General features: G+C 57.0%; 13 protein-coding genes. 10 read left to right on the top strand and 3 right to left on the bottom strand.

The window, feature by feature from the left end; genetic code table 11:
• Positions 1-45: 45 nt before the first annotated feature.
• On the bottom strand, positions 46-3,099 hold the full coding sequence (locus tag VGM48_RS10715) for an ATP-binding protein (RefSeq protein WP_331578860.1): 3,054 nt from the start codon (positions 3,097-3,099) through the stop codon (positions 46-48).
• Between the two features lie 308 nt (positions 3,100-3,407).
• On the opposite strand from VGM48_RS10715, the gene VGM48_RS10710 reads away from it, so the two are divergent.
• The 4 genes from VGM48_RS10710 to VGM48_RS10695 are packed head-to-tail and all read left to right on the top strand — an operon-like array spanning position 3,408 to position 5,498.
• Positions 3,408-3,686: a hypothetical protein gene (locus VGM48_RS10710; RefSeq protein WP_331578858.1), complete on the top strand. Its 279-nt coding sequence runs from the start codon at positions 3,408-3,410 to the stop codon at positions 3,684-3,686.
• A gap of 29 nt (positions 3,687-3,715) precedes the next feature.
• Positions 3,716-4,099, top strand: a complete 384-nt coding sequence (locus VGM48_RS10705) for a hypothetical protein (protein WP_331578856.1) — start codon at positions 3,716-3,718, stop codon at positions 4,097-4,099.
• A gap of 53 nt (positions 4,100-4,152) precedes the next feature.
• Positions 4,153-5,331 (top strand): murein L,D-transpeptidase catalytic domain family protein, encoded by a 1,179-nt coding sequence (locus tag VGM48_RS10700; RefSeq protein WP_331578855.1) that lies wholly within the window; start codon positions 4,153-4,155, stop codon positions 5,329-5,331.
• Positions 5,332-5,354: 23 nt separating this feature from the next.
• Positions 5,355-5,498: a hypothetical protein gene (locus VGM48_RS10695; RefSeq protein WP_331578853.1), complete on the top strand. Its 144-nt coding sequence runs from the start codon at positions 5,355-5,357 to the stop codon at positions 5,496-5,498.
• Positions 5,499-5,581: 83 nt separating this feature from the next.
• On the opposite strand, the gene VGM48_RS10690 is transcribed toward VGM48_RS10695, so the two are convergent.
• The gene (locus VGM48_RS10690) at positions 5,582-8,635 is read right to left on the bottom strand and encodes an ATP-binding protein (protein WP_331578851.1); all 3,054 of its coding nucleotides are present in this window, start codon (positions 8,633-8,635) and stop codon (positions 5,582-5,584) included.
• Positions 8,622-9,233, bottom strand: a complete 612-nt coding sequence (locus tag VGM48_RS10685; protein ID WP_331578849.1) for a response regulator transcription factor — start codon at positions 9,231-9,233, stop codon at positions 8,622-8,624. The genes VGM48_RS10690 and VGM48_RS10685 overlap by 14 nt, the downstream gene beginning before the upstream one ends.
• 233 nt (positions 9,234-9,466) lie before the next feature.
• On the opposite strand from VGM48_RS10685, the gene VGM48_RS10680 reads away from it, so the two are divergent.
• From VGM48_RS10680 to VGM48_RS10655, 6 genes are all read left to right on the top strand, one after another.
• The gene (locus VGM48_RS10680; protein WP_331578847.1) at positions 9,467-9,847 is read left to right on the top strand and encodes a hypothetical protein; all 381 of its coding nucleotides are present in this window, start codon (positions 9,467-9,469) and stop codon (positions 9,845-9,847) included.
• 7 nt (positions 9,848-9,854) lie between these two features.
• Complete coding sequence (locus VGM48_RS10675; RefSeq protein WP_331578846.1) at positions 9,855-10,289, top strand: sigma factor; 435 nt, start codon at positions 9,855-9,857, stop codon at positions 10,287-10,289.
• 75 nt (positions 10,290-10,364) lie between these two features.
• A complete protein-coding gene (locus VGM48_RS10670; protein WP_331578845.1) occupies positions 10,365-11,633 on the top strand; it encodes a GNAT family N-acetyltransferase in 1,269 nt (422 codons plus the stop codon).
• A 174-nt stretch (positions 11,634-11,807) separates the two neighbouring features.
• Positions 11,808-14,927, top strand: coding sequence for a WD40/YVTN/BNR-like repeat-containing protein (locus VGM48_RS10665; RefSeq protein ID WP_331578844.1), 3,120 nt, complete (start codon positions 11,808-11,810; stop codon positions 14,925-14,927).
• Positions 14,924-18,097, top strand: a complete 3,174-nt coding sequence (locus tag VGM48_RS10660; protein WP_331578842.1) for a WD40/YVTN/BNR-like repeat-containing protein — start codon at positions 14,924-14,926, stop codon at positions 18,095-18,097. Before VGM48_RS10665 ends, VGM48_RS10660 begins: the two co-directional genes overlap by 4 nt.
• Positions 18,087-18,677: a ferric reductase-like transmembrane domain-containing protein gene (locus tag VGM48_RS10655; protein ID WP_331578840.1), complete on the top strand. Its 591-nt coding sequence runs from the start codon at positions 18,087-18,089 to the stop codon at positions 18,675-18,677. The genes VGM48_RS10660 and VGM48_RS10655 overlap by 11 nt, the downstream gene beginning before the upstream one ends.
• Positions 18,678-18,782: the final 105 nt, after the last annotated feature.

Below are 18,782 nucleotides of genomic sequence, written 5' to 3'. Positions count from 1 at the left end.
GGACCGTCAGACGGCTGCACAGGATGGCTGCACAGGTTGGCCGGATCAGGCCTTGCCGGTTTCGGGATCGGGCTCCATCGGGATCCGCAGGATCACGGTTGTACCCGTCTGTTCCGCCGTCTCTACGGATAGTGTACCGTTGAGGCGGTGGGTGAGATCGACGATAAACTTATGACCGAGCTGGCTTCCCCGGTTTGCGCCATCCAGACTGCCTTCACCGAGAAAGGCTGCGGCCTGTTCGGGACTCATTCCCCGGCCGGTATCCGCCACGAGAACAAGCAGCTGCTTTCCCTCCTGCCGCGCTTCGATGCGGATCTCGCCCTGGTGGGTATATTTATTGGCATTGTCGGTGAGGTTGCGGATGATGGTGATCATGAGATGGGGGTCGGACCAGACCTGTAGCCGCTGGTCAGCGGTATAGGAAAGCCGGTTTCCCTTCTGCAGCGCCTGTTCGAGGTAGAACTCATAGATCTCCTGTAACAGGGGGCGGATGAAGAACAACCGTTTACTCACCTTGAAATTATCCTTTTGACTGGTCACCCAGAGCAGGAAATCTTCGGAGAAATGATAGATATCCTGGGAGCCCTTTTTTACCCAATAGGCCCGTTCTTTCAATTCGGCGGCGGACAGGGTTTCCTGGTTGTCGTGCAGGTCGCCGGCGAGCATCGTCAGGAAGCGCAGGGGCGAGCGAAGATCATGGATGACGAGCGAGATCAGCTTTTCGCGCTGGCGGTTGGTCCGCTGCAGCGCCTGCTCGGAGGCTTGCAGCTTCTTTTTCTTCTCGACCAGCTTCAGCCGCAGTTGTATCAGCAGGAGGAGCAGGCCCAGCACTACGAGTCCCATCAGTAGCTGGAACGAAGTGGTCCGGTAGAAATTCAGGGGTACGATCAGGCTCCACTGGCGGTATTGGTAGTTGTTCTTTCCAAAGCCGTTCACCTTCCGGACCCGGAGGGTATAATGCCCGGCCGCGAGCCGGCTGAGGTTGAGGACGCCGTCCTCGGGCATCTGTTTCCATTCTCCGTTGAGCCCCAAAAGATTGTATTGGAGATAAAGATTGTTGCGGTTGCCGAGATAGGGGCAGGAAACCTCGAGTGTCAGGCTGTTGTACGCCGCGGCCAGATGGATGGTGTCGGTCCGCGGAGCGGGTTTCCCGTCTATCTCCAGATGGGCCATGACGATGGCGCCGTCCGGGAAATCGGTTTCCAGTGAATCGGTGTAGAAACAGACGATTCCTTCCATGGAAAGGAGCGAGATGAATCCCTCCTTGGTGATCACGCCGCTGGCGTTGAACCCGCCGTTGAATTCGTTTGTCCGCAGACCGTCCTGGCGCCCATAATAATAGTAATAGAGCTGATCGTTGTCCCCTGTGCACCAGGCGTCCATATCCGCTTTTGGTACTTTGAACAGCCCTTTATTGCAGGGGATCCAGATAAACCCTTTGCGGTCTTCGAGGAAGCAATGCGCGGTTACGAGGAACCCATTCTTATCCAACGGCATCCGAAAGAACCGCTGGTGAAAATAATAATAATAGCCATCGCCATAGGTCCCGATGAGGATCGAACCGTCGCGACAGATATGAATCGCCCGGACATGCGTGCCGGCGAGCTCAGGAATGGCATGCGCCGTTCGTTTTTCCGGGTCGTATTCGATCAACCCATTGGTGGCGGCGATGAACAACCGGTGCGGATCGACAAAGGCCACTGCCTCGTTCACCTGTTGTTCATCCTTCCGGTCGGGCACAAACTGCCGTTTGAAACCATTGGAGTCCAGCCGCCAGAGCGAGTGTTCCGTCAGGCAATACAGCAGACCGCTGCTGTCCGCGGCATAGTCTACGATATTGGCATCGAGGGCTGGAAATTCCGCCAGCGAATCCATGCCGGATGTAAGCTTTCGCGGGATATGGTAGCGGGCGGCCCAGACCTCGTTCTTTTTATCGAGGAAGAGACAACGCTGCCAGACGGGGCCGCTTCCTTTTACGGGCGTAAATCCGCCAGCCGGCGTAAAAATGAATTTGTCCGTGAGTATCTCCCGGTCAGCATACAGCGCCATCGGGCCGAAACGATGGCGGTTCAGTTGGTTTTGCAGACCGGCCGGCCAGCCGGCGATGCGGAAATGGTTCCGGCGCAGGAAAAAGAAACCTTCCGTGTTGGTGCTGATGAGCAGCAGGTCCAGCCCGGCGTTGTACTCTATCGAGGAAATGCTGGGAATAAAATCCAGATTGACGAGAAAGCGGCTGTGGATCTGTCCGTCCCTGCCGGGAAAAAGCCGGTAAAGCCGGCCGTTCACGAGCAGATGCTGCATGCGGCCACAGGAGTAAAGCCGGTAAGAACGGGGTTGTCTATCCGCAGTTGCGGGTCCGGCGGTCCGGATATCCCCGTCGATGCGTGTATTCCCGGCGAGCTTTTCGCCATCGGCGTACATTGCCGCGACCGTGTCCCGGTGGAGAACATAGAGCCGGTGTTCGAAGATGAGACATCTGGCCGCATGCGCTTCCGTCGGGGAGAGAAGATGCAGCCCGCCGTCATAATAATAAAGGCTGTCCCGGTCGATAAAGTAAAGATGTCCGGAGTCGGCAACAAAAAAATTCCCAGGCGCGGTAAAAAGTCGTTGAAAGATGGATCTGCGCTTGAGCGCCTCTTCGGGCGAATGGGTATCGCCGAGAAAACGACTGAAATTGAAAACCTGTTTGCAGGTGTTGAGCAGCCAGGGTTGTTGGGTAGCGGGCGTGTTCACCGGGCTCAGGAACTGGCCGTTGTTACCGGCATAGCAATACAGGTGATGGTCCTGGGTTTGAAAATAGATAAGCCCTTTTTCATTCTTCCCCAGGCTGATGATATTGGATTCCATCATCGGCTTGTCATTGGGATAGTACAGCTTGAACGAGCTGCCGTTGAAACGAACGAGTCCCACCTGTGAGGCGAGCCATAGATAACCGTCTTTATCAAAAAGGAGATCGTTGATGCTGTTCTGCGGGAGGCCGTTCTCATCGGTAAAGTGTTGGACGGAGTAGCCGTTGACCGATTCGGGTTGAGACAGTACAGGTGTTACGATGAAAAGAAGGATAGCAACGATTGAAAACCTGATAAAGGTGTTTAACATGCCGTAACCTTGAGCGTTAAATATAGCGGAAATTATACGATCGAGCAAAGAGGGTTGGGTGCAGCGGATCATTATTAGTTATAAACGAATGATTATCCGATCGTTTGTCCCATTGCGTGATACTTTTTCAAGGGATGAGTAAAGGCCGGTAGCGCAGGAGGGTACTTTTATATAAGCAAAATCCGTTTCTTATGAATAAGCATTACACTTCCGGCGGTTTACGCCATCTTTTCAATTTACAACACGGTCGAAGTTAGCGGTCATCAGAGGATTTCAGGTATTCCATTTTGAAACAAAATGATCCTACTATGCCGAATTTCGACATTACCCTAAATGTGTATTTGATCCTGCTGCTGATCGCCTGTGCGTTCGGGGTGGGATGTTTACCCAGAAAAAAGCAGATGGCCCGTAAGCAGCGCAAGATCGCCGAACTCGAAAGAGAGATGGTGCAGGCGCATGCCGAGATCCTGGAAAGCCAGCGTGAATATTGCCGGCTGGAGGCCCGGATGCAAAACGTTTCCAATCCGGTGATCTCGATGAAGAGCAACAAGCACGAAGAGAACAACCGGCCGACCGGTACGGACTAGGCGGCTGAACCCCAATAAACTGTAGACCAATGTCTTATCCGATTACCCAACCGGTGAAAGCCCTCATTCCCGGCATCGTCCTTCTATTGCTTGCAATGGGGGTACAAGCCAGCAATTTAGCTGCGAAAAATGCGTTATGTATAAGGGATACGGCCCGGCTATACCGCCATACGGGAATTATCCGTCACGAAAGAAATGGAGATATCGTCATCGCTTTACCGGCGGGCGCCGAAGGGCGCTATCGCGTTCGGTTTTTTGATGACAAAGAAGCCCTGCTGTTCGAGATACGCCAGATCCGCGATCCCCTCCTGATCATCGAAAAATACAATTTCGGTCATGCCGGCCGCTTCCTGTACGAATTGTACCGGGACAACGGACTGGTCGAAAGAGCGAGTTTTCAGATCGGTTCCTAGTTAATCCTTAACCCTAATAGGCGGAACACCATGCCGCCGTAAATCCAATTCCGATGCGACTATTAACCAACCTACTGACCAAGGTTACCCTGTCCTCCATGATCCTGACCGCGCCGGCCATGATAACGGGTAACACCAACTATGATGCCGCCAATGCCTTTTCACGCAAAAAGGAAGGGCCGATCCCTTTTTTCACCGCCACAGTTATTAAACGATTTGTCGACCACCCGACGGTGATCGCGATGCGCGCTACGACGGCTGTGTTTGCTGCCGTTACGGCGCCGCCTGCCAGTTCGCCGTCCCTGGCTGCGGAGGCTTCGCTTGCGGGGTCTGTGGTGGGTTCGTCGGCGGAGTCTGCTGCCACGGCTTCGACGACTTCGGCGGCTTCGACGGCTTCGACTTCGACGACTTCGGCGGCCACGAATTCGGTTGCCGCGACTTCGGTGACTCCGGCTTCGACGACTTCGGCTGCCACGGCTTCGCGGGTTGCCGCTCCGGCTACAACGACTTCGGCTTCGACGACTTCGGTTGCTACGGCTTCGCGGCTTGCGGCTCCGGCGGAATCTCCGGTAGCGGCTTCGGCGGCTGCAGCCAGTTCGGCCGATGCGAAAGCTGCCGAGTTGCGGATGGTGATCAACCAGGCGTCGATGATCTACACTTCGATGGACTTGCAGGACTGCGGGCTCGATCCCAAGGCTTTTGAATATGCCTGGCGCGGTTACCACAACCTCGTGAAAAAAGGGCTCCTCCACAAAAAGGCCGTGCTGTCGATCTGCGATTTCAGTCAGTCATCGCGCAGCAAAAGAATGTATGTCATCGATGTTCAGCATAAACGTCTGCTGTACCGGACCTATGTCGCCCATGGACAGAACTCCGGGGATGAATATGCCACGAGTTTCTCAAACGAGAACGATTCCTATAAGAGCAGCCTTGGTTTCTATATCACCCAAAGGACCTATATGGGCCGCAACGGGATCTCCCTGCGGTTGAATGGAGTAGATTCCGGCTATAATGATATGGCGATGAAAAGAAAGATCGTGCTGCATGGGTCTTCCTATGTCGGCGAGAAATATATGCAGGATTACGGCAACCTCGGGACCAGCCTGGGATGCCCGGCGCTTCCGCTTAGCGTGAGCAGCCGGATCATCCGGACGGTAAAGAATGGAAGCTGTTTATTTATATATCACCCGACCCAGCAATACCTGGATCATTCGGCGATCCTTCACGGATAAAAACAGTATCGAAAATGCAGGAAATGATGCGACCGATCGTTGAGGACTCAAATAAGCACAAAGTGCGCCGGCCGCTTTCGCTTTCGATGAGAGGTGGTCTCGCCCTGCTGATCTGCTTTCTGATCGGCGTGGCGGCCGCGGCCCTGCTGATCTACACCCTGGTATAAATCTATTACATACAGCCGTCGCAACCCAGAGGCCCATCCAGAAGGTGGGCTTCCTCTTTTTAGGGGCGGGGTTCGTGCTGCGTTTAGGCGGGTAACCAGACCGTCACCGTCGTACCTTTTTCTTTTTCGCTGCGGATGGTCAGGTTGCCGCGGAGGATCTTGAGCAGATCTTTTATGATCAGGTAGCCAAGCCCGTTGCCTTTGCGGTTGTCGACATTGGCGGAGGAGATGATCATCTGATCGGCCATGATATTATTGATCTGTTCCTGGGTCATGCCGACGCCCGTGTCCTGGATCTGGAGGGCCAGGCCTTCGCGGCTGCGGATGCTGCTGATCCGGATATAGCCCTCGCTGGTGAAATTGATGCCGTTGAGGATCAGGTTGTATAAGACGATCTTCACCGGTTCGATATACTGATAGAGGACGAGCGGGTCTTCCACCGAGTTGATCAACCGGATCTGCTTTTGGCGTGCGGGGCTACTGAAAATGCCGCACAGCTGGGTCACCATTTCATACAGATCGAAGGTTTCCTTCGCCAGCCGGCGGTCCTCATTGCGGTATTTGATCCAGTTGAGGATATTCGTCGAGAGCAGTTCGAGCTCTTTGGAGGTGGAAGCCATCTCGGAGATAGCCTCCTGCAGCAGACTCTCGGTGAGGCCGTCCTTTTTTTCGATCAGGTTCTTGCCGGTGAGATGCAGGAAGCGCAGGGGGGTCACGAGGTCGTGGCTGATGATGGAGATAAGCCGGGTCTTGATGAGATCGGTCCTTTCGAGTTCGTCATTCTTGACCTTTAATTCATGGGTTTTTTGGGCGATCTGTTTCTCCAGGTTGTGCTGGCGTACCTGGAACCGGCGGGTCCGCCAGCGGACGAGGGCGATGACCAGGGCGCTGAACAGACAGAAATTGAGTACCCAGCTCCACGGTTGTTGATACCAATGCGGTTGGATCGAAAAGCTGCTGACGGCAAGCGCGAAACGGGGGCTTCCGAAGCCGTTGGCTTTTCGGACCATCAGGCGGTAGTCGCCATAAGGCAGATTGCTGAAATGCAGATCTGGGCTACGGGTCAGATCGAGGGTCTCCCAATCGGTGGACCAGGGTTCTAATTTGTATTCGATAGCGAGGTTCGCCCGGTTTGCCCAGGCGGGGAAGGCCAGGTTGAAACTCAGGTCGCGGGTATTGGCGGGGAGTTGCGGTTTGACGAGGCCGGCGATATTGATCCGCTGGCTGTCGGCGACAAAGGAATCGATATAGATGGAACCATCCGGCAGGGTGGGGATGGAGCCCTGGGGATTGACCCATACCAGTCCGTCCATCGTGGGAAAAGAGAGGGTGGTATCGTTCAAGGCCAGTGCGCAGGGGGTACAGCCGCCGTTGAGCTCCGTCATATCCATTCCTTCTTCCCGCCCGTAATAATGATAATAGACCTCCTTGTTCTCCCTTTCAAAGGCTTCGGTCATATCGTCGGGCCGGGCCCTTAGCAGTCCGTGGTTGGTGCTGATCCAGCAATAGCCCAACCGGTCGGGCACAAAACAGTGGGCATATTGCCCATAGCCGTTCTTATCCAGCGGGATCCGCCGGATGACATCATTCCGGTAGAGCCAGATACCGCGGCCATAGGTCCCCACGAAAAGATACCCTTTGTACAGCCAAAGGGCGCGTACGCAGATGCCGGGAATATGCAGGAGGGTATCCAGGCGGTGCATGAGGAGATCGTAGCGAAACAGTCCGTTGCAGGTCGCAACCGCGAGATGGCCGTTATCGATCCCGAGCATCGAGAATGGGACGTTACTGTTGATATTGGCCTGCGGATAACGAAATTGGTAGTCGATATTATCGCCTTTCAGTTCGCCGATGCCGATGGCGTTGGCGATATAGAGATGACCTTCCGACCAGGTATAACCGCTGGTAATGGAGCCGGCGCCCGCATAGATCGCCTTTGTCCGGTGAGTGCGGTACGAGAAGCCATAGGCAGTGTCGTTTGCGCTGTACCAAAAAGTACTGTCGGGGTCGGTGTAGACAAAGTTGTTGAATCTCCCCGGCATGGCCAGCACCGAAGGGCCGGTCCCGCCGCCGAGTACGTCCCCCTTGCCGGCAAGAAAAGAGCCCGCGGGAAGGGCTATCTGGCTGTAGTAGGCGGTGGGCTGATCGGGGGTAGGCTGCGTCTTTCGTACGGTTCTTATCTCGTTTCTGCGGATAATGATGATCCCTTTGGATTGCGTCCCCACGAAAAGCATTCCCGCGGCGCTATCGTATTTGAGAAAAGAGAGAAGCGCATCCCGCGGCAGCACGGAACAGATGAGCCGCGCCTGCAATTTTTCGGCCGAATAGCCCAGTGTCCATACCTTGCTGCCGTCCACCAGCAACGGCTGCCGCATACCGTGTTCCCAGAATAAAAGGGGTTTATCGGTGGAGTGTTCCCAGCCTTCGATGCCGATGGCCTTTTTCTGCGGGCTATCGGGGTCCAGCCGGTAAAAACCCTGTCCGTGCTGGAAGAGGAAGAGTTGGTGATCGAGGTAGAAGATCCGCGATTCGGGTTCGAGGGTAGTGATAAACGCCGGCGCCGGCCGGCCGGCGAGATAATCATAAAGGGTATCGTTGTGGGTCATCAGGAGCCTGTCGTCGCTCAGCGGCACCAACTGCTCGCGGCCCCAGCTGAACCCGAAGTCGGGCGGCGGCTGCCGGGAGGACTGGCGGAACATCCGGCTGGAGGCGGCCAGGCCTGTCAGCTTGAAGGAGGTGGGGCGGGTGTCGACTTTTGCCTGGCCGACGAATTCCAGCTTGTTCCCGATGACGACGAAAAGATCTCCTGTCTCGTCGGAGCTGAAGATCCGGCCGTCACGGGTCCGAAGTAAAAACAGCATGCGTTCGGAATACATCTCCGGCGAGCTATTCCTGTTGAAGACCCGGAAATCGGCGCCGTTGTAGCGGGCGATCCCGGCCTCCGTGGCAATCCAGAGGAAACCGGTCTTTTGGTCCCATTGTAATCCTTTTATCCCGTTGGAGGGAAGACCGTTGTCGGTGGAAAATCGCTGAATGGTATACGGGGAGGGGGCTTTCTGATAATTAGGCTGTGCGTTCAGAAAAAGACAAAAGCTCGACAGCCAAAAAGATAAACCTGTTATCTTAGTAATTAACATTATACAAGGTAGCCAATTCTATCAATTCTTTCAGATTCGTCGTGAGGGTTTTCTCGAAGATGCGGTTCTTCACGGTGGAGACCGTATTCATTTTTACATTCAGCGTTTCGGCGATCTCTTTTGTACCGAATCCTTTCAGCACATAGTGGAGGATCTCCAGCTCGCGGGGCGCCAGGGCCGAAAAAGGATTGTTGGGGTAGCGTGCGCCGGCATTTTCCCTTGGGGGCTGTTCGTTCAGCAGGAAGCGGCGGAGCAGCAGGATGGTCTCTTCTTCGGGCGTGGTCTTCGGCAGGTAATGTTCGATGCCGTACTGGCGAAGGGCCTTGCCGTATACTTCCGCGGGTTGCATGGAGAAGACCATGATGCGCATCTCGGGATACAAGCTGCGGATATTGGGCAGGATCTCAAGCGTGCTCCCATCGGACAAAATAATGTCCAATACCAGGTGGGAATATTTCTTTTTGCCGAGTTCTTTCATCAGCTGATTACAGCTGATGACCTCGGATACTTCGGTAAACCCAAGATGCAACTGCAAAAGAAGTTTCAGACCCTTACGGATCATGCTGTGGTCATCTGCCAATAGTATCTGTGGTTGCATAAGTGTTTACTCGTAAGACCGGGGATGATGCTAAATTCATTATTAAAAAACAACCTCCTGTAGAATTAATTCTACTTTTTGATAACGTAAAGCTACTAATTTGCTAACGCTATACGATCCTTAAGGATCCTGTCCTACATGTCCTGTTTAGCCTATCCAACGTGATTTGATCCATCGCACAAGACCTGAAGCTCCTTGACCGAACAAACGGCCTAACAAAATAATTTATAACTATGTCAGGTTTTCGCCTAAAACTCAACAGGTTAAAAAATATCGCGTACGCGTCAACGATCCAGGAACATCTACCCTTCGAAAAGAGTTTTGAAGTGGAGTATTTCTTCGAGGGATCCTGGAACCTTGTCTTCGTCAAGCCCATCCTGGTCAACACCGTTGCCGTTTTTCTCGTGAGTTTCCCCGAAGACGGTTCCGAGCCGTTGGCATTGGTGTATAATAAAAAAGACACCTGGGCCGATATCGAAAAAGAATCAACGGGTCTCACGGAGGCGGTAGGTGCGGCCATCGAGAACTACTATTCCGAATGCTATCTGCCCTGGTCGGGCAGTTTTGGCGAAGGCAACTCCAACCCTTACTGGGACACTCATATCTTAAACTAACCGGATCATGAGCACGACGACCCAGGCAGAGGAGCGGGACTACCCCATCCTGTATCTGCGCCATGGTATCCCCGAGGCGTTCAAAGTTTTCTTTTTTGAATATTATTCAGAGCTGTTCTCTTTTGCGCAGATGTTGTTGCAGCGGCGGGGCATCGCGCGGAAAGTGACGATGGATGCGTTTTTTTTGCTCTGGGACCGGCGTACGGACTTTGACAGCGCCAAAAAGATCAAGGCGTTTTTGTATCTGGCCGTTCGCAATAAATGTATACAGCAGCTGAGGGCACCCGTCAATGGAACGGGAGAAACTCCGGCGGTGGGGGAGGTTGCTGGGAGGGCTTCCGTCAATGGAACGGGAGAAACTCCGGCGGTGGAGGCGGTTGCTGCGTCGTTGCCTCCCGAGTTGTTGCGGGAGCTTTTTGCTTTTGCCGCGACGGCGGTTTAGCACAGGCGTCCGCCGTGCTTGCCTTAGGCGGTCCCCGCCGGGAGGCATCCGAATTTTTTTCCTTATTTTCAGTTCATGTTATTGCAAGATGATGCCGCTCCACGACAACTGGAACAGGCGGCTGCTTTCAACCACACCACCTTATTCGGGCAGGAAGCCGAGGCGCTTGGCGGCAGCGTCCTCTCGAGGGGCGGTCTGTCCTGGACGAGCGGAACGCCGCACAGTCCTTCGATGGTGCCGTTCCCCGAATTGCAACCTGATGATGCCGGGCGCCGGCTGGATGAACTGATCGCCTTCTATCTGCAATATCCGCCAAAGGGGGCGGGTTGCTGGTCGCTGGACCCGGCGTCGCCCGCCGACCTGGGGGTCAGGCTGCTGGCGCGGGGCTTTCAACCCGGCTGGCGGCCCCGTTGGATGGGACTCGATTTGCAACAGGTGCTATCCGATCATCCGGCGCCCAAAGGACTGGAGATCGAGATCGACAACACGCTTTCGCTTGACCATATCAAGGGACTGCCCTATGCCCAGGTGGTCATGCCTTCCCCGCAAAAAGCCGAGATACCGGGTCAGTGGATGCGTTTCATCGCGCGATGGAAGGGAAAGATCGTTGGTCACAGCGTCGTCTTTCTTTCAACCGGGCCATATGGCGCCGCGGGCATCTATCATGTCGGGGTCGTACCCCGTGCCCGGGGCCTCGGCATCGGCAAGGCGGTGACCCTTGCCGCCTGTCTTTATGCGCGGGAGAAAAAGTATCGCTATGCCGTTCTGAATTCCACAGATATCGGCCGGCATGCCTACGAGCGGCTGGGCTTTGTCACGGTGGGCGAGGGGTGGACCTGGTGGCTTGTCACCGACCGGCTGCTGGCGCATCCGCCCGCTCCGCGGGAAGTGGAACTCGCCGAAGCCGTCGGGCGTGGCGATGCGGCTGCGCTCGACCGGCTGCGTTCTTTGTACGGACCGGCCGACCTCAACCGGCCGATGACGAATGCGATGACGATGATGCAGCTGGCTGTGCATTGCCGGCAGTCTGCGGCCGCCGAATGGCTTATCGCCGGCGGCGCTGCCTGTTCGGTGCTGGATGCCTGGGACCTGGAATGGAAGGATCGCGCCCGGCAACTGCTGGCGACGGATCCGGCGGCGGTGAATCAACTTTATGGAGAATGGAATAAGACCCTGCTGCATTTTGCCGCTGAGCGCAACGATGAAGAGCTGGCGCAGGTCGCGCTTTCCGCGGGTCCCGATCTGCAGCTGAAAGATAAACTGTACCAGGGTACCGCTCTTGGGTGGGCGCAGCACCTGGGACATCGAAACATCGCCGGAATGATCGAGACACACATGCGTTGAGGGGCGAGTGAGCGATCAAACGCGCCGGCATTGACGGGGGACGATCGAAATACAGCGGGCTGATGAGTGGATCATGGAATGCAGATTTCGTTCAGAATTGTGATAAGGTTAAAATTAGTGAATCGGATTTCGCGATTTGTCGTTACTTTCCAACCTTCTACAAACTTCCTGCACATGAAAGAACGGCTTACCTGCCTTATCAACGGGCCCCTCTTCCTTACTAAAGGGCTCCCCTACCTCCTTTTTCTTGGCCTATTTGCAACTTCTCAAGCCCAAACTCCGGACACGGCGCTATTCGGCAATCTCCGGTGGCGGATGATCGGGCCGCATCGTGGCGGCCGGACGGTCGGCGGCTGCGGGGTGCCGCAGCAACCCAATGTGTTCTATATCGGCGTCAACAACGGCGGCGTGTGGAAGACCACCGACTTCGGCCGGACCTGGGACCCGATCTTCGATAGCCAGCCGACGGGCTCGATCGGCGATGTGGCCGTGGCTCCTTCGGACCCCAACATCGTTTATGTCGCCAGCGGCGAAGGCATCCAGCGCCCGGACCTTTCGGTCGGCAACGGGATCTATAAATCCACGGATGCGGGCAAGACCTGGACGCATCTTGGCCTCGACGCGGGCCAGCAGATGGGTGGACTGGCCATCGATCCGCACGATCCCAACCGGGTCTTCGTGGCGGTGTTGGGCCATCCCTACGGCCCCAACCCCGAACGGGGCGTTTACCGCAGCACGGACGGCGGGCAGCATTGGGAAAAAGTCTTATATAAAGATGAGAATACCGGCGCCGTTCAGGTGACCATCGACCCGGTGAACCCGCAGGTCGTCTACGCCGATCTGTGGGCGGGACGGCAAGGACCGTGGGAGAACGGCGCGTGGAACGGGCCTAACAGCGGTCTTTTCAAGTCCACCGACGGCGGTACGACCTGGCGTCAGCTGACGCAAGGACTGCCTACCCCCGCCGAGGGACTCAGCCGCATCGGCTTCTGCGTGGCGCCTTCCGATCCATCGCGGTTATACGCCACCGTTGAGGCGGGCGCGCATGGCGGCATCTACCGCAGCGACGATGCCGGCGAATCCTGGAAGAAGATGAACGCCGATCAGCGATTCTGGGGCCGCGGCGATGACTTTGCCGAGGTCAAGGCCGACCCGAAGAATAAAGATATTGTCTATACCGCCGATGTCGTCGTCTGGAAATCCACGGATGGCGGCGGTTCCTGGAATGCCTTCCGGGGTGCGCCCGGTGGGGATGACTATCACCGCCTCTGGATCAACCCCGATCTCCCCGATATCCTGCTCATCGCCTGTGACCAGGGCGCGATCGTCACCGTCAACGGCGGCAAGACCTTTTCGTCGTGGTACAACCAGCCGACGGCGCAATTCTATCACGTGAGCACCGACAACGCGTTCCCGTATAATGTTTATGGCGGTCAGCAGGAAAGTGGTTCCGTCGGCATCGCTTCCCGCGGCAATGACGGGGAAGTGACGTTCCGGGAATGGCATCCTGTAGGCGTGGAGGAATATGGCTATGTCGCGGCCGACCCGCTGGACCCGAACATCATCTATGGCGGCAAGGTCACGCGGTATGACAAACGTACGGGACAGGTGCAGAACGTCGGACCGGAAGCGGTCCGCAGCGGAAAGTACCGGTTTTTGCGTACGGCGCCGGTGCTCTTCTCGCCGACGGACCCGCATACGCTTTATTTTGCGGGCAACGTGCTTTTCAAGACCAACAACGGCGGTCATTCCTGGCAGGTGATCAGCCCCGATCTGAGCCGCAGCAGCTGGGAGGTTCCGGCGAGTGTCGGTATCTATAACAGCGAAGCCCTGAAGAAGATGCCCCGCAGGGGTGTCATCTATACCGTCGCGCCTTCCCCCGTGGACGGGATGACGATCTGGGCGGGCACCGATGATGGACTTATCCATCTCACGCGGGATGGCGGAAAGACCTGGAACAATGTCACGCCGCCGGGTATCCCCGACTGGACGAAGATCAGCCTCATCGACGCGGGATATTTCGATGCCAACACCGCGTATGCGGCCGTCAACGGCATCCGCATCGACGATCTGCATCCGCATATCTTCAGGACCCATGACGGCGGCAAGACCTGGAAGGCCATCGTGGCCGGCCTGGCCGACGAACCTATCAATGTCGTACGGGAGGATCCGCATCATAAGGGCCTGCTGATGGCCGGTTCCGAACGCTGTGTCTATGTCTCTTTCGACGACGGCGACCACTGGCAGTCCCTGCGGCTGAACATGCCCGCCACCTCCATCCGTGACCTCGTGTTCAAAGACGCGGATGTCGTGGTGGGAACGCATGGCCGTTCTTTTTGGATACTCGATGACATCGCTCCGCTGCGGCAACTGACCGCCGCAAAGGCCGATGTGCTGTACAAACCAGAACCGGCTATCCGTGTCCGTTGGGATATGAATAGCGACACCCCGCTGCCGCAGGAGGAGCCCGCGGGCGAGAATCCCCCTGACGGTGCGATCATCGATTATCAGCTGAAGGCAGACGCGACCTCGCCGGTGGCGCTGGACATCTACGATGCCGCGGGCAAGCTTGTGCGGCATTATTCCAGCACGGATACCCCTTATACCGTCCCCGATGTCAATATTCCGAGCTACTGGATCCGGCCGCAGCAGATCCTATCTGCGCAGGCGGGTCCCCATCGGTTTATCTGGGACCTCCATTACCAGCCGCTGAACGTGCCGGCTTCTTACCCGATCAGCGCCGTCTACGGCAATACGGCGCCCGCGGCAACGTCCCCCTGGGCGATGCCCGGGACCTATACGGTCAGGTTCTCGGCCAACGGTAAGGTCTATACGCAACAGCTGACGGTGCGTATTGATCCGAGGGTGAAGACCCCACCTGCGGCCCTGGCGCTGCAGCATAGCCTCGCGAAGGAAGCCTATAACGGCAGGCAACGCGCGATGAATGCGGTGGCGAAGATCCATCGCGTCCGGGCGCATATCGCGACGGCGGAAGCATCCGCTACGGGGGACCAACTGGGGGCCCTTCAGCAACTGGATGCCAAGGCCGCCGCATTGGAAGGTGTCGCCCGCCGGGGCAGGGGAGGCGCCGCGTCTGTGGAAAACGGCCCCCGCAGCTTCTCCCAGCTGCAGAATGAATACGCAACCCTTTTCGGCATTCTCGAAGAGGCTGACCTGGAGCCTACCCTTCAGGTCCAGACCTCGATGCAGGAGACCGGCGCAGCCGCACGCACGAGCGGTGTCGCCCTGTCCAAACTTGATAAAGATGCCATGGCTTTAAATATCGCCTTATGAACTTTCGATCGATCGCCTTTTCGCTGCTGATGCCCGCCCTCTGCATTCCCGTCCTTTGCATGCCTGTCCTTTGCTCCGCGCAGAAGAAACCGGCAGGCGCTGCACCGGCTCTTAGTGACTCCGCCTTTTATTCCCCGTTGAAATACCGGCTGATCGGCCCTTTTCGCGGTGGCCGAGCCGATGCCGTTTCGGGCAGCCTGACCAATAAACATACCTTTTATTTCGGCGCCACCGGTGGCGGTCTCTGGAAGACGACCGATGGCGGCAGCAACTGGAAGAACGTCTCCGACGGCTCTTTCGGGGGTGGCGTGGGCGCCGTGGCCGTAGCGCCTTCTGACGAGTCTGTCGTCTATGCCGGCCAGGGTGAGAGTACGCTGCGCAACAACGTTTCCGAGGACCTCGGCGGCCTCTGGCGCAGTGACAACGGCGGCAGAAGCTGGCATAATCTCGGACTGAAAGACAGCCGGCATATCTCCCGGATCGTCGTTCATCCCAAAAATCCCGATATCGTGTGGGTTGCCGTGCTGGGTCACCTCTTCGGTCCCAATACCGAACGCGGCGTCTATAAGACCACCGACGGCGGAAAGACCTGGCGCCGGGTGCTCTTCGTCAACGACCAGACGGGCTGCTCCGATGTGGTGATGGAGCCGGGGAACCCATCGGTCCTCTACGCCGGGATGTGGCATGTGAAACGCACGCCTTATAGCATGGAGAGCGGCGGCGAAGGCAGCGGCCTGTACAAAAGCACCGACGGTGGTGAAACCTGGGTCGAACTATCCAAACACAAGGGCCTCCCCAAGGGCGTCTGGGGGGTGGTAAACGTCGCCGTCGCCGCGACCAACCCCGACAAGGTCTATGCGATGATCGAGAATGCACAGGGCGGGCTGTATGTCAGCACCGACCGGGGTGACAGCTGGACGAAGCTCAACAGCGAGAACGAGATCCGCCAGCGCGCCTGGTATTATAACCGGGTCTATGTCGATCCCACCAATGAGAATACCGTTTATGTGCTAAACGTCGAGTTCATGCGCAGCCTGGACGGCGGCAAGACTTTTACCCGTGTGTCCTCACCGCATAGCGATCATCACGACCTGTGGATCGACCCTTCGGATGGCCATCGCCTGATCCTTGCCGATGACGGCGGCGCGCAGGTGAGCTATAACGGCGGAGGGGACTGGAGCTCGGTGGACAACCAGCCCACGGGGCAGATCTATCGCGTCTCTACCGATAACGCCTTCCCCTGGCATATCCTCGGGGCGCAGCAGGACAATTCCAGTGTGCGGATCAAGAGCCGGACTGCCGGCGCGGCTATCACCGATAAGGATTGGGAACCCACCGCGGGTTTTGAAAGCGGATATATCGTGGCTGACCCGCTCAACCCGGACATCGTTTATGGCGGCAACTATGACGGTTATCTCGGCCGCCTCAATCACCGCACCGGCGAGAGCCGGGCGATCGATGTCTGGCCCGATAACCCCACGGGTTCCGGCGCCGATTCCCTGCGATACCGGTTCCAGTGGAACTATCCGATCTTCTTCTCGCCGCATAATCCCCATCGCCTCTATGCAGCCGGCAACCAACTGTTCATGACCGAGAATGAGGGACAGAGCTGGACCGCGATCAGCCCCGACCTGACGACGAACGACAAGTCGAAGCAGGGCCCCAGCGGCGGCCCCATCACCAAGGACAATACTTCGGCTGAATACTATTGTACGATCTTTACCGCGACCGAGTCGCCGCTGGAGAAGGACCTGCTCTATACGGGCAGCGATGACGGGCTCGTGCATGTGAGCCGCGACGGCGGCGGCCATTGGGAGAATATCACGCCCCCCGCCGCCGGTAAATGGACGCTCTGGAATTGTATCGAGACCGACCCCTTCAAAAAAGGAGCGGCGTGGGTTGTGGGCACCCGTTTCCGTCTCGATGATTATACGCCTTATATCTTCCGGACGGAAGACTATGGCAAGACCTGGAAGCTCGTGACGAAGGGGATCGACCCCATGCATTTTGCGCGCGTCGTTCGCGCCGACCACCGGCGCCCCGGCCTGCTGTATGCCGGGACCGAATACGGGATGTATGTCAGCTTTGACGGCGGCGACAGCTGGGCGCCCTTCCAGCAGAATCTGCCCGTCGTTCCCGTCACCGATCTCACCATCAAGGACAACAGTCTCATCCTGGCCACGCAGGGCCGTGCTTTCTGGGCCCTCGATGACCTGAGCCTTTTGCAGCAGCATTCGGCGCAGATCGAACAGGAGAGGTTGCATGTCTTTTCCGTCGACGATGCCTGGCGCATGGAAGGCGGCGGGGGAAGACGCAACCGGGGAGGGATGAGCCGCAACGCGGGACAGAACCCGCCCAATGGAGTTGTCTTTTACTACTGGCTGAAGGATGCGCCCGATTCGCCGAAGGTGTCTATCACGATCTATGACAAACAGCATCAGCTGATCCGTACCTTTGGTACGAAAGCGAAGGATGAGACCGCAAGACTGGAATGCAGTACGGGAATGAATAGCTTTGTATGGGATATGCTCTACCCGCCGGCGGAAAAGATCCCCGGCATGTTGCTCTGGACCGGCGGTGCGGGTACGCCCAAGGCTGCGCCCGGAAAGTATACGGCGCGATTCCGTTATGGACACGATTCGGCGGATGTGGGCTTTACCATCAAGGGCGATCCCAACTATCCGATGACGGAAGCGGACTATGATGCGCAGGTGGGATTCCTGCTGGAGATCCGCAACAAATACAATGACGTGCAGAAGGCGATCCTCCGGCTGCGGGATCTCAGGACGCAGCTGCAGGAGCTGAACGGACGAATGGACAGCACCGAAAAACCGGTCCGCAAGTTGTCGGATAGCCTTATCCGGGAGCTGACGTCCATCGAGGAAGCGCTTTATCAGACGAAGTCCAAGAGTAGCCAGGATATGCTCAATTTCCCGATCCGCCTCAATGATAAATTGTCCGGCGTATACGGGATCGCCTCTGGCGGCAATGCGGTGCCCAGCAAACAGGTGCGGGAGGTGTTCGAGTCCCTGCGTGCCCAGGCCGACCGGCAGCTTGCGCGGTTGCAACAGGTTGTTCAGTCGGGGCTGCCGGCGATCAACCGGATGATCTATGAAAAACAGATCCCTGTCATCAGCGTAAAAGAAAAGAACGATAACCATGGAGAATAGCTGGCTGGATGTTTCCTCGACCCTGGGTCTTATCGCCACTTGCGTACTGACGGTTAATCTCCTGCTGGGTATCCTGCTCAGCACCGCCTATCGCCGGAGTCCGCTGTGGAAGCGTATGCCGGGATGGATTAAGAAGATCAGTCTCGACGACGTGCATAACTGGACGGCCTATGTGGCCCTCGTGCTGGCGCTGGCACATCCGATCCTGCTGTTGCCCGATGCGACGCTGAAATACCGGATCGTCGATATCCTGTTGCCTGTCGCGGCGCCGCACCAGGCTTTTTGGACCATCCTGGGGACATTGGCTTTTTATGCGCTCGTGGTGGTGATCATCACGACGCAGAAGGTGATCAAGAACCGGCTGGGTTTCCGGGCCTGGAAGAATATTCATCTGATCTCTTACGGGACGGCGCTGTTGTTTGTTATCCATGGGATCGTCATGGACCCCCTGTTGAAGGACCGGCCCATCGATTGGCTCGATGCGGAGAAGATGGTTTCGGAGGTTTGCGGGTTGGTGCTGGTGGTTGCGACGGTTATCCGGTGGCGGTATTATCAGCGGCATCAGCGGCGGGTGGCCTGAGAGAAGCCGGCGGCGGCGGCTTGAGGTCGGCCGGCGGTGGCTTGAGCGGAGGAGGCGGCGGTGGCGGGGCTTGAGAGAGGCCGGCGGCGGCAGGGAGTGGCCTGA

The organism is Puia sp., assembly GCF_036500295.1.
GTDB lineage: Bacteria > Bacteroidota > Bacteroidia > Chitinophagales > Chitinophagaceae > Puia.
The sequence above is the reverse complement of the archived record's forward strand: the minus strand, read 5'-3'. Positions and strand labels throughout refer to the sequence as shown.

Bases quoted from the DNA above. Each gene is read 5' to 3' on its own strand.
- VGM48_RS10715 (WP_331578860.1), bottom strand. From the start codon at position 3,099: ATGTTAAACACCTTTATCAGGTTTTCAATCGTTGCTATCCTTCTTTTC.
- VGM48_RS10710 (WP_331578858.1), top strand. From the start codon at position 3,408: ATGCCGAATTTCGACATTACCCTAAATGTGTATTTGATCCTGCTGCTG.
- VGM48_RS10705 (WP_331578856.1), top strand. From the start codon at position 3,716: ATGTCTTATCCGATTACCCAACCGGTGAAAGCCCTCATTCCCGGCATC.
- VGM48_RS10700 (WP_331578855.1), top strand. From the start codon at position 4,153: ATGCGACTATTAACCAACCTACTGACCAAGGTTACCCTGTCCTCCATG.
- VGM48_RS10695 (WP_331578853.1), top strand. From the start codon at position 5,355: ATGATGCGACCGATCGTTGAGGACTCAAATAAGCACAAAGTGCGCCGG.
- VGM48_RS10690 (WP_331578851.1), bottom strand. From the start codon at position 8,635: ATGTTAATTACTAAGATAACAGGTTTATCTTTTTGGCTGTCGAGCTTT.
- VGM48_RS10685 (WP_331578849.1), bottom strand. From the start codon at position 9,233: ATGCAACCACAGATACTATTGGCAGATGACCACAGCATGATCCGTAAG.
- VGM48_RS10680 (WP_331578847.1), top strand. From the start codon at position 9,467: ATGTCAGGTTTTCGCCTAAAACTCAACAGGTTAAAAAATATCGCGTAC.
- VGM48_RS10675 (WP_331578846.1), top strand. From the start codon at position 9,855: ATGAGCACGACGACCCAGGCAGAGGAGCGGGACTACCCCATCCTGTAT.
- VGM48_RS10670 (WP_331578845.1), top strand. From the start codon at position 10,365: ATGTTATTGCAAGATGATGCCGCTCCACGACAACTGGAACAGGCGGCT.
- VGM48_RS10665 (WP_331578844.1), top strand. From the start codon at position 11,808: ATGAAAGAACGGCTTACCTGCCTTATCAACGGGCCCCTCTTCCTTACT.
- VGM48_RS10660 (WP_331578842.1), top strand. From the start codon at position 14,924: ATGAACTTTCGATCGATCGCCTTTTCGCTGCTGATGCCCGCCCTCTGC.
- VGM48_RS10655 (WP_331578840.1), top strand. From the start codon at position 18,087: ATGGAGAATAGCTGGCTGGATGTTTCCTCGACCCTGGGTCTTATCGCC.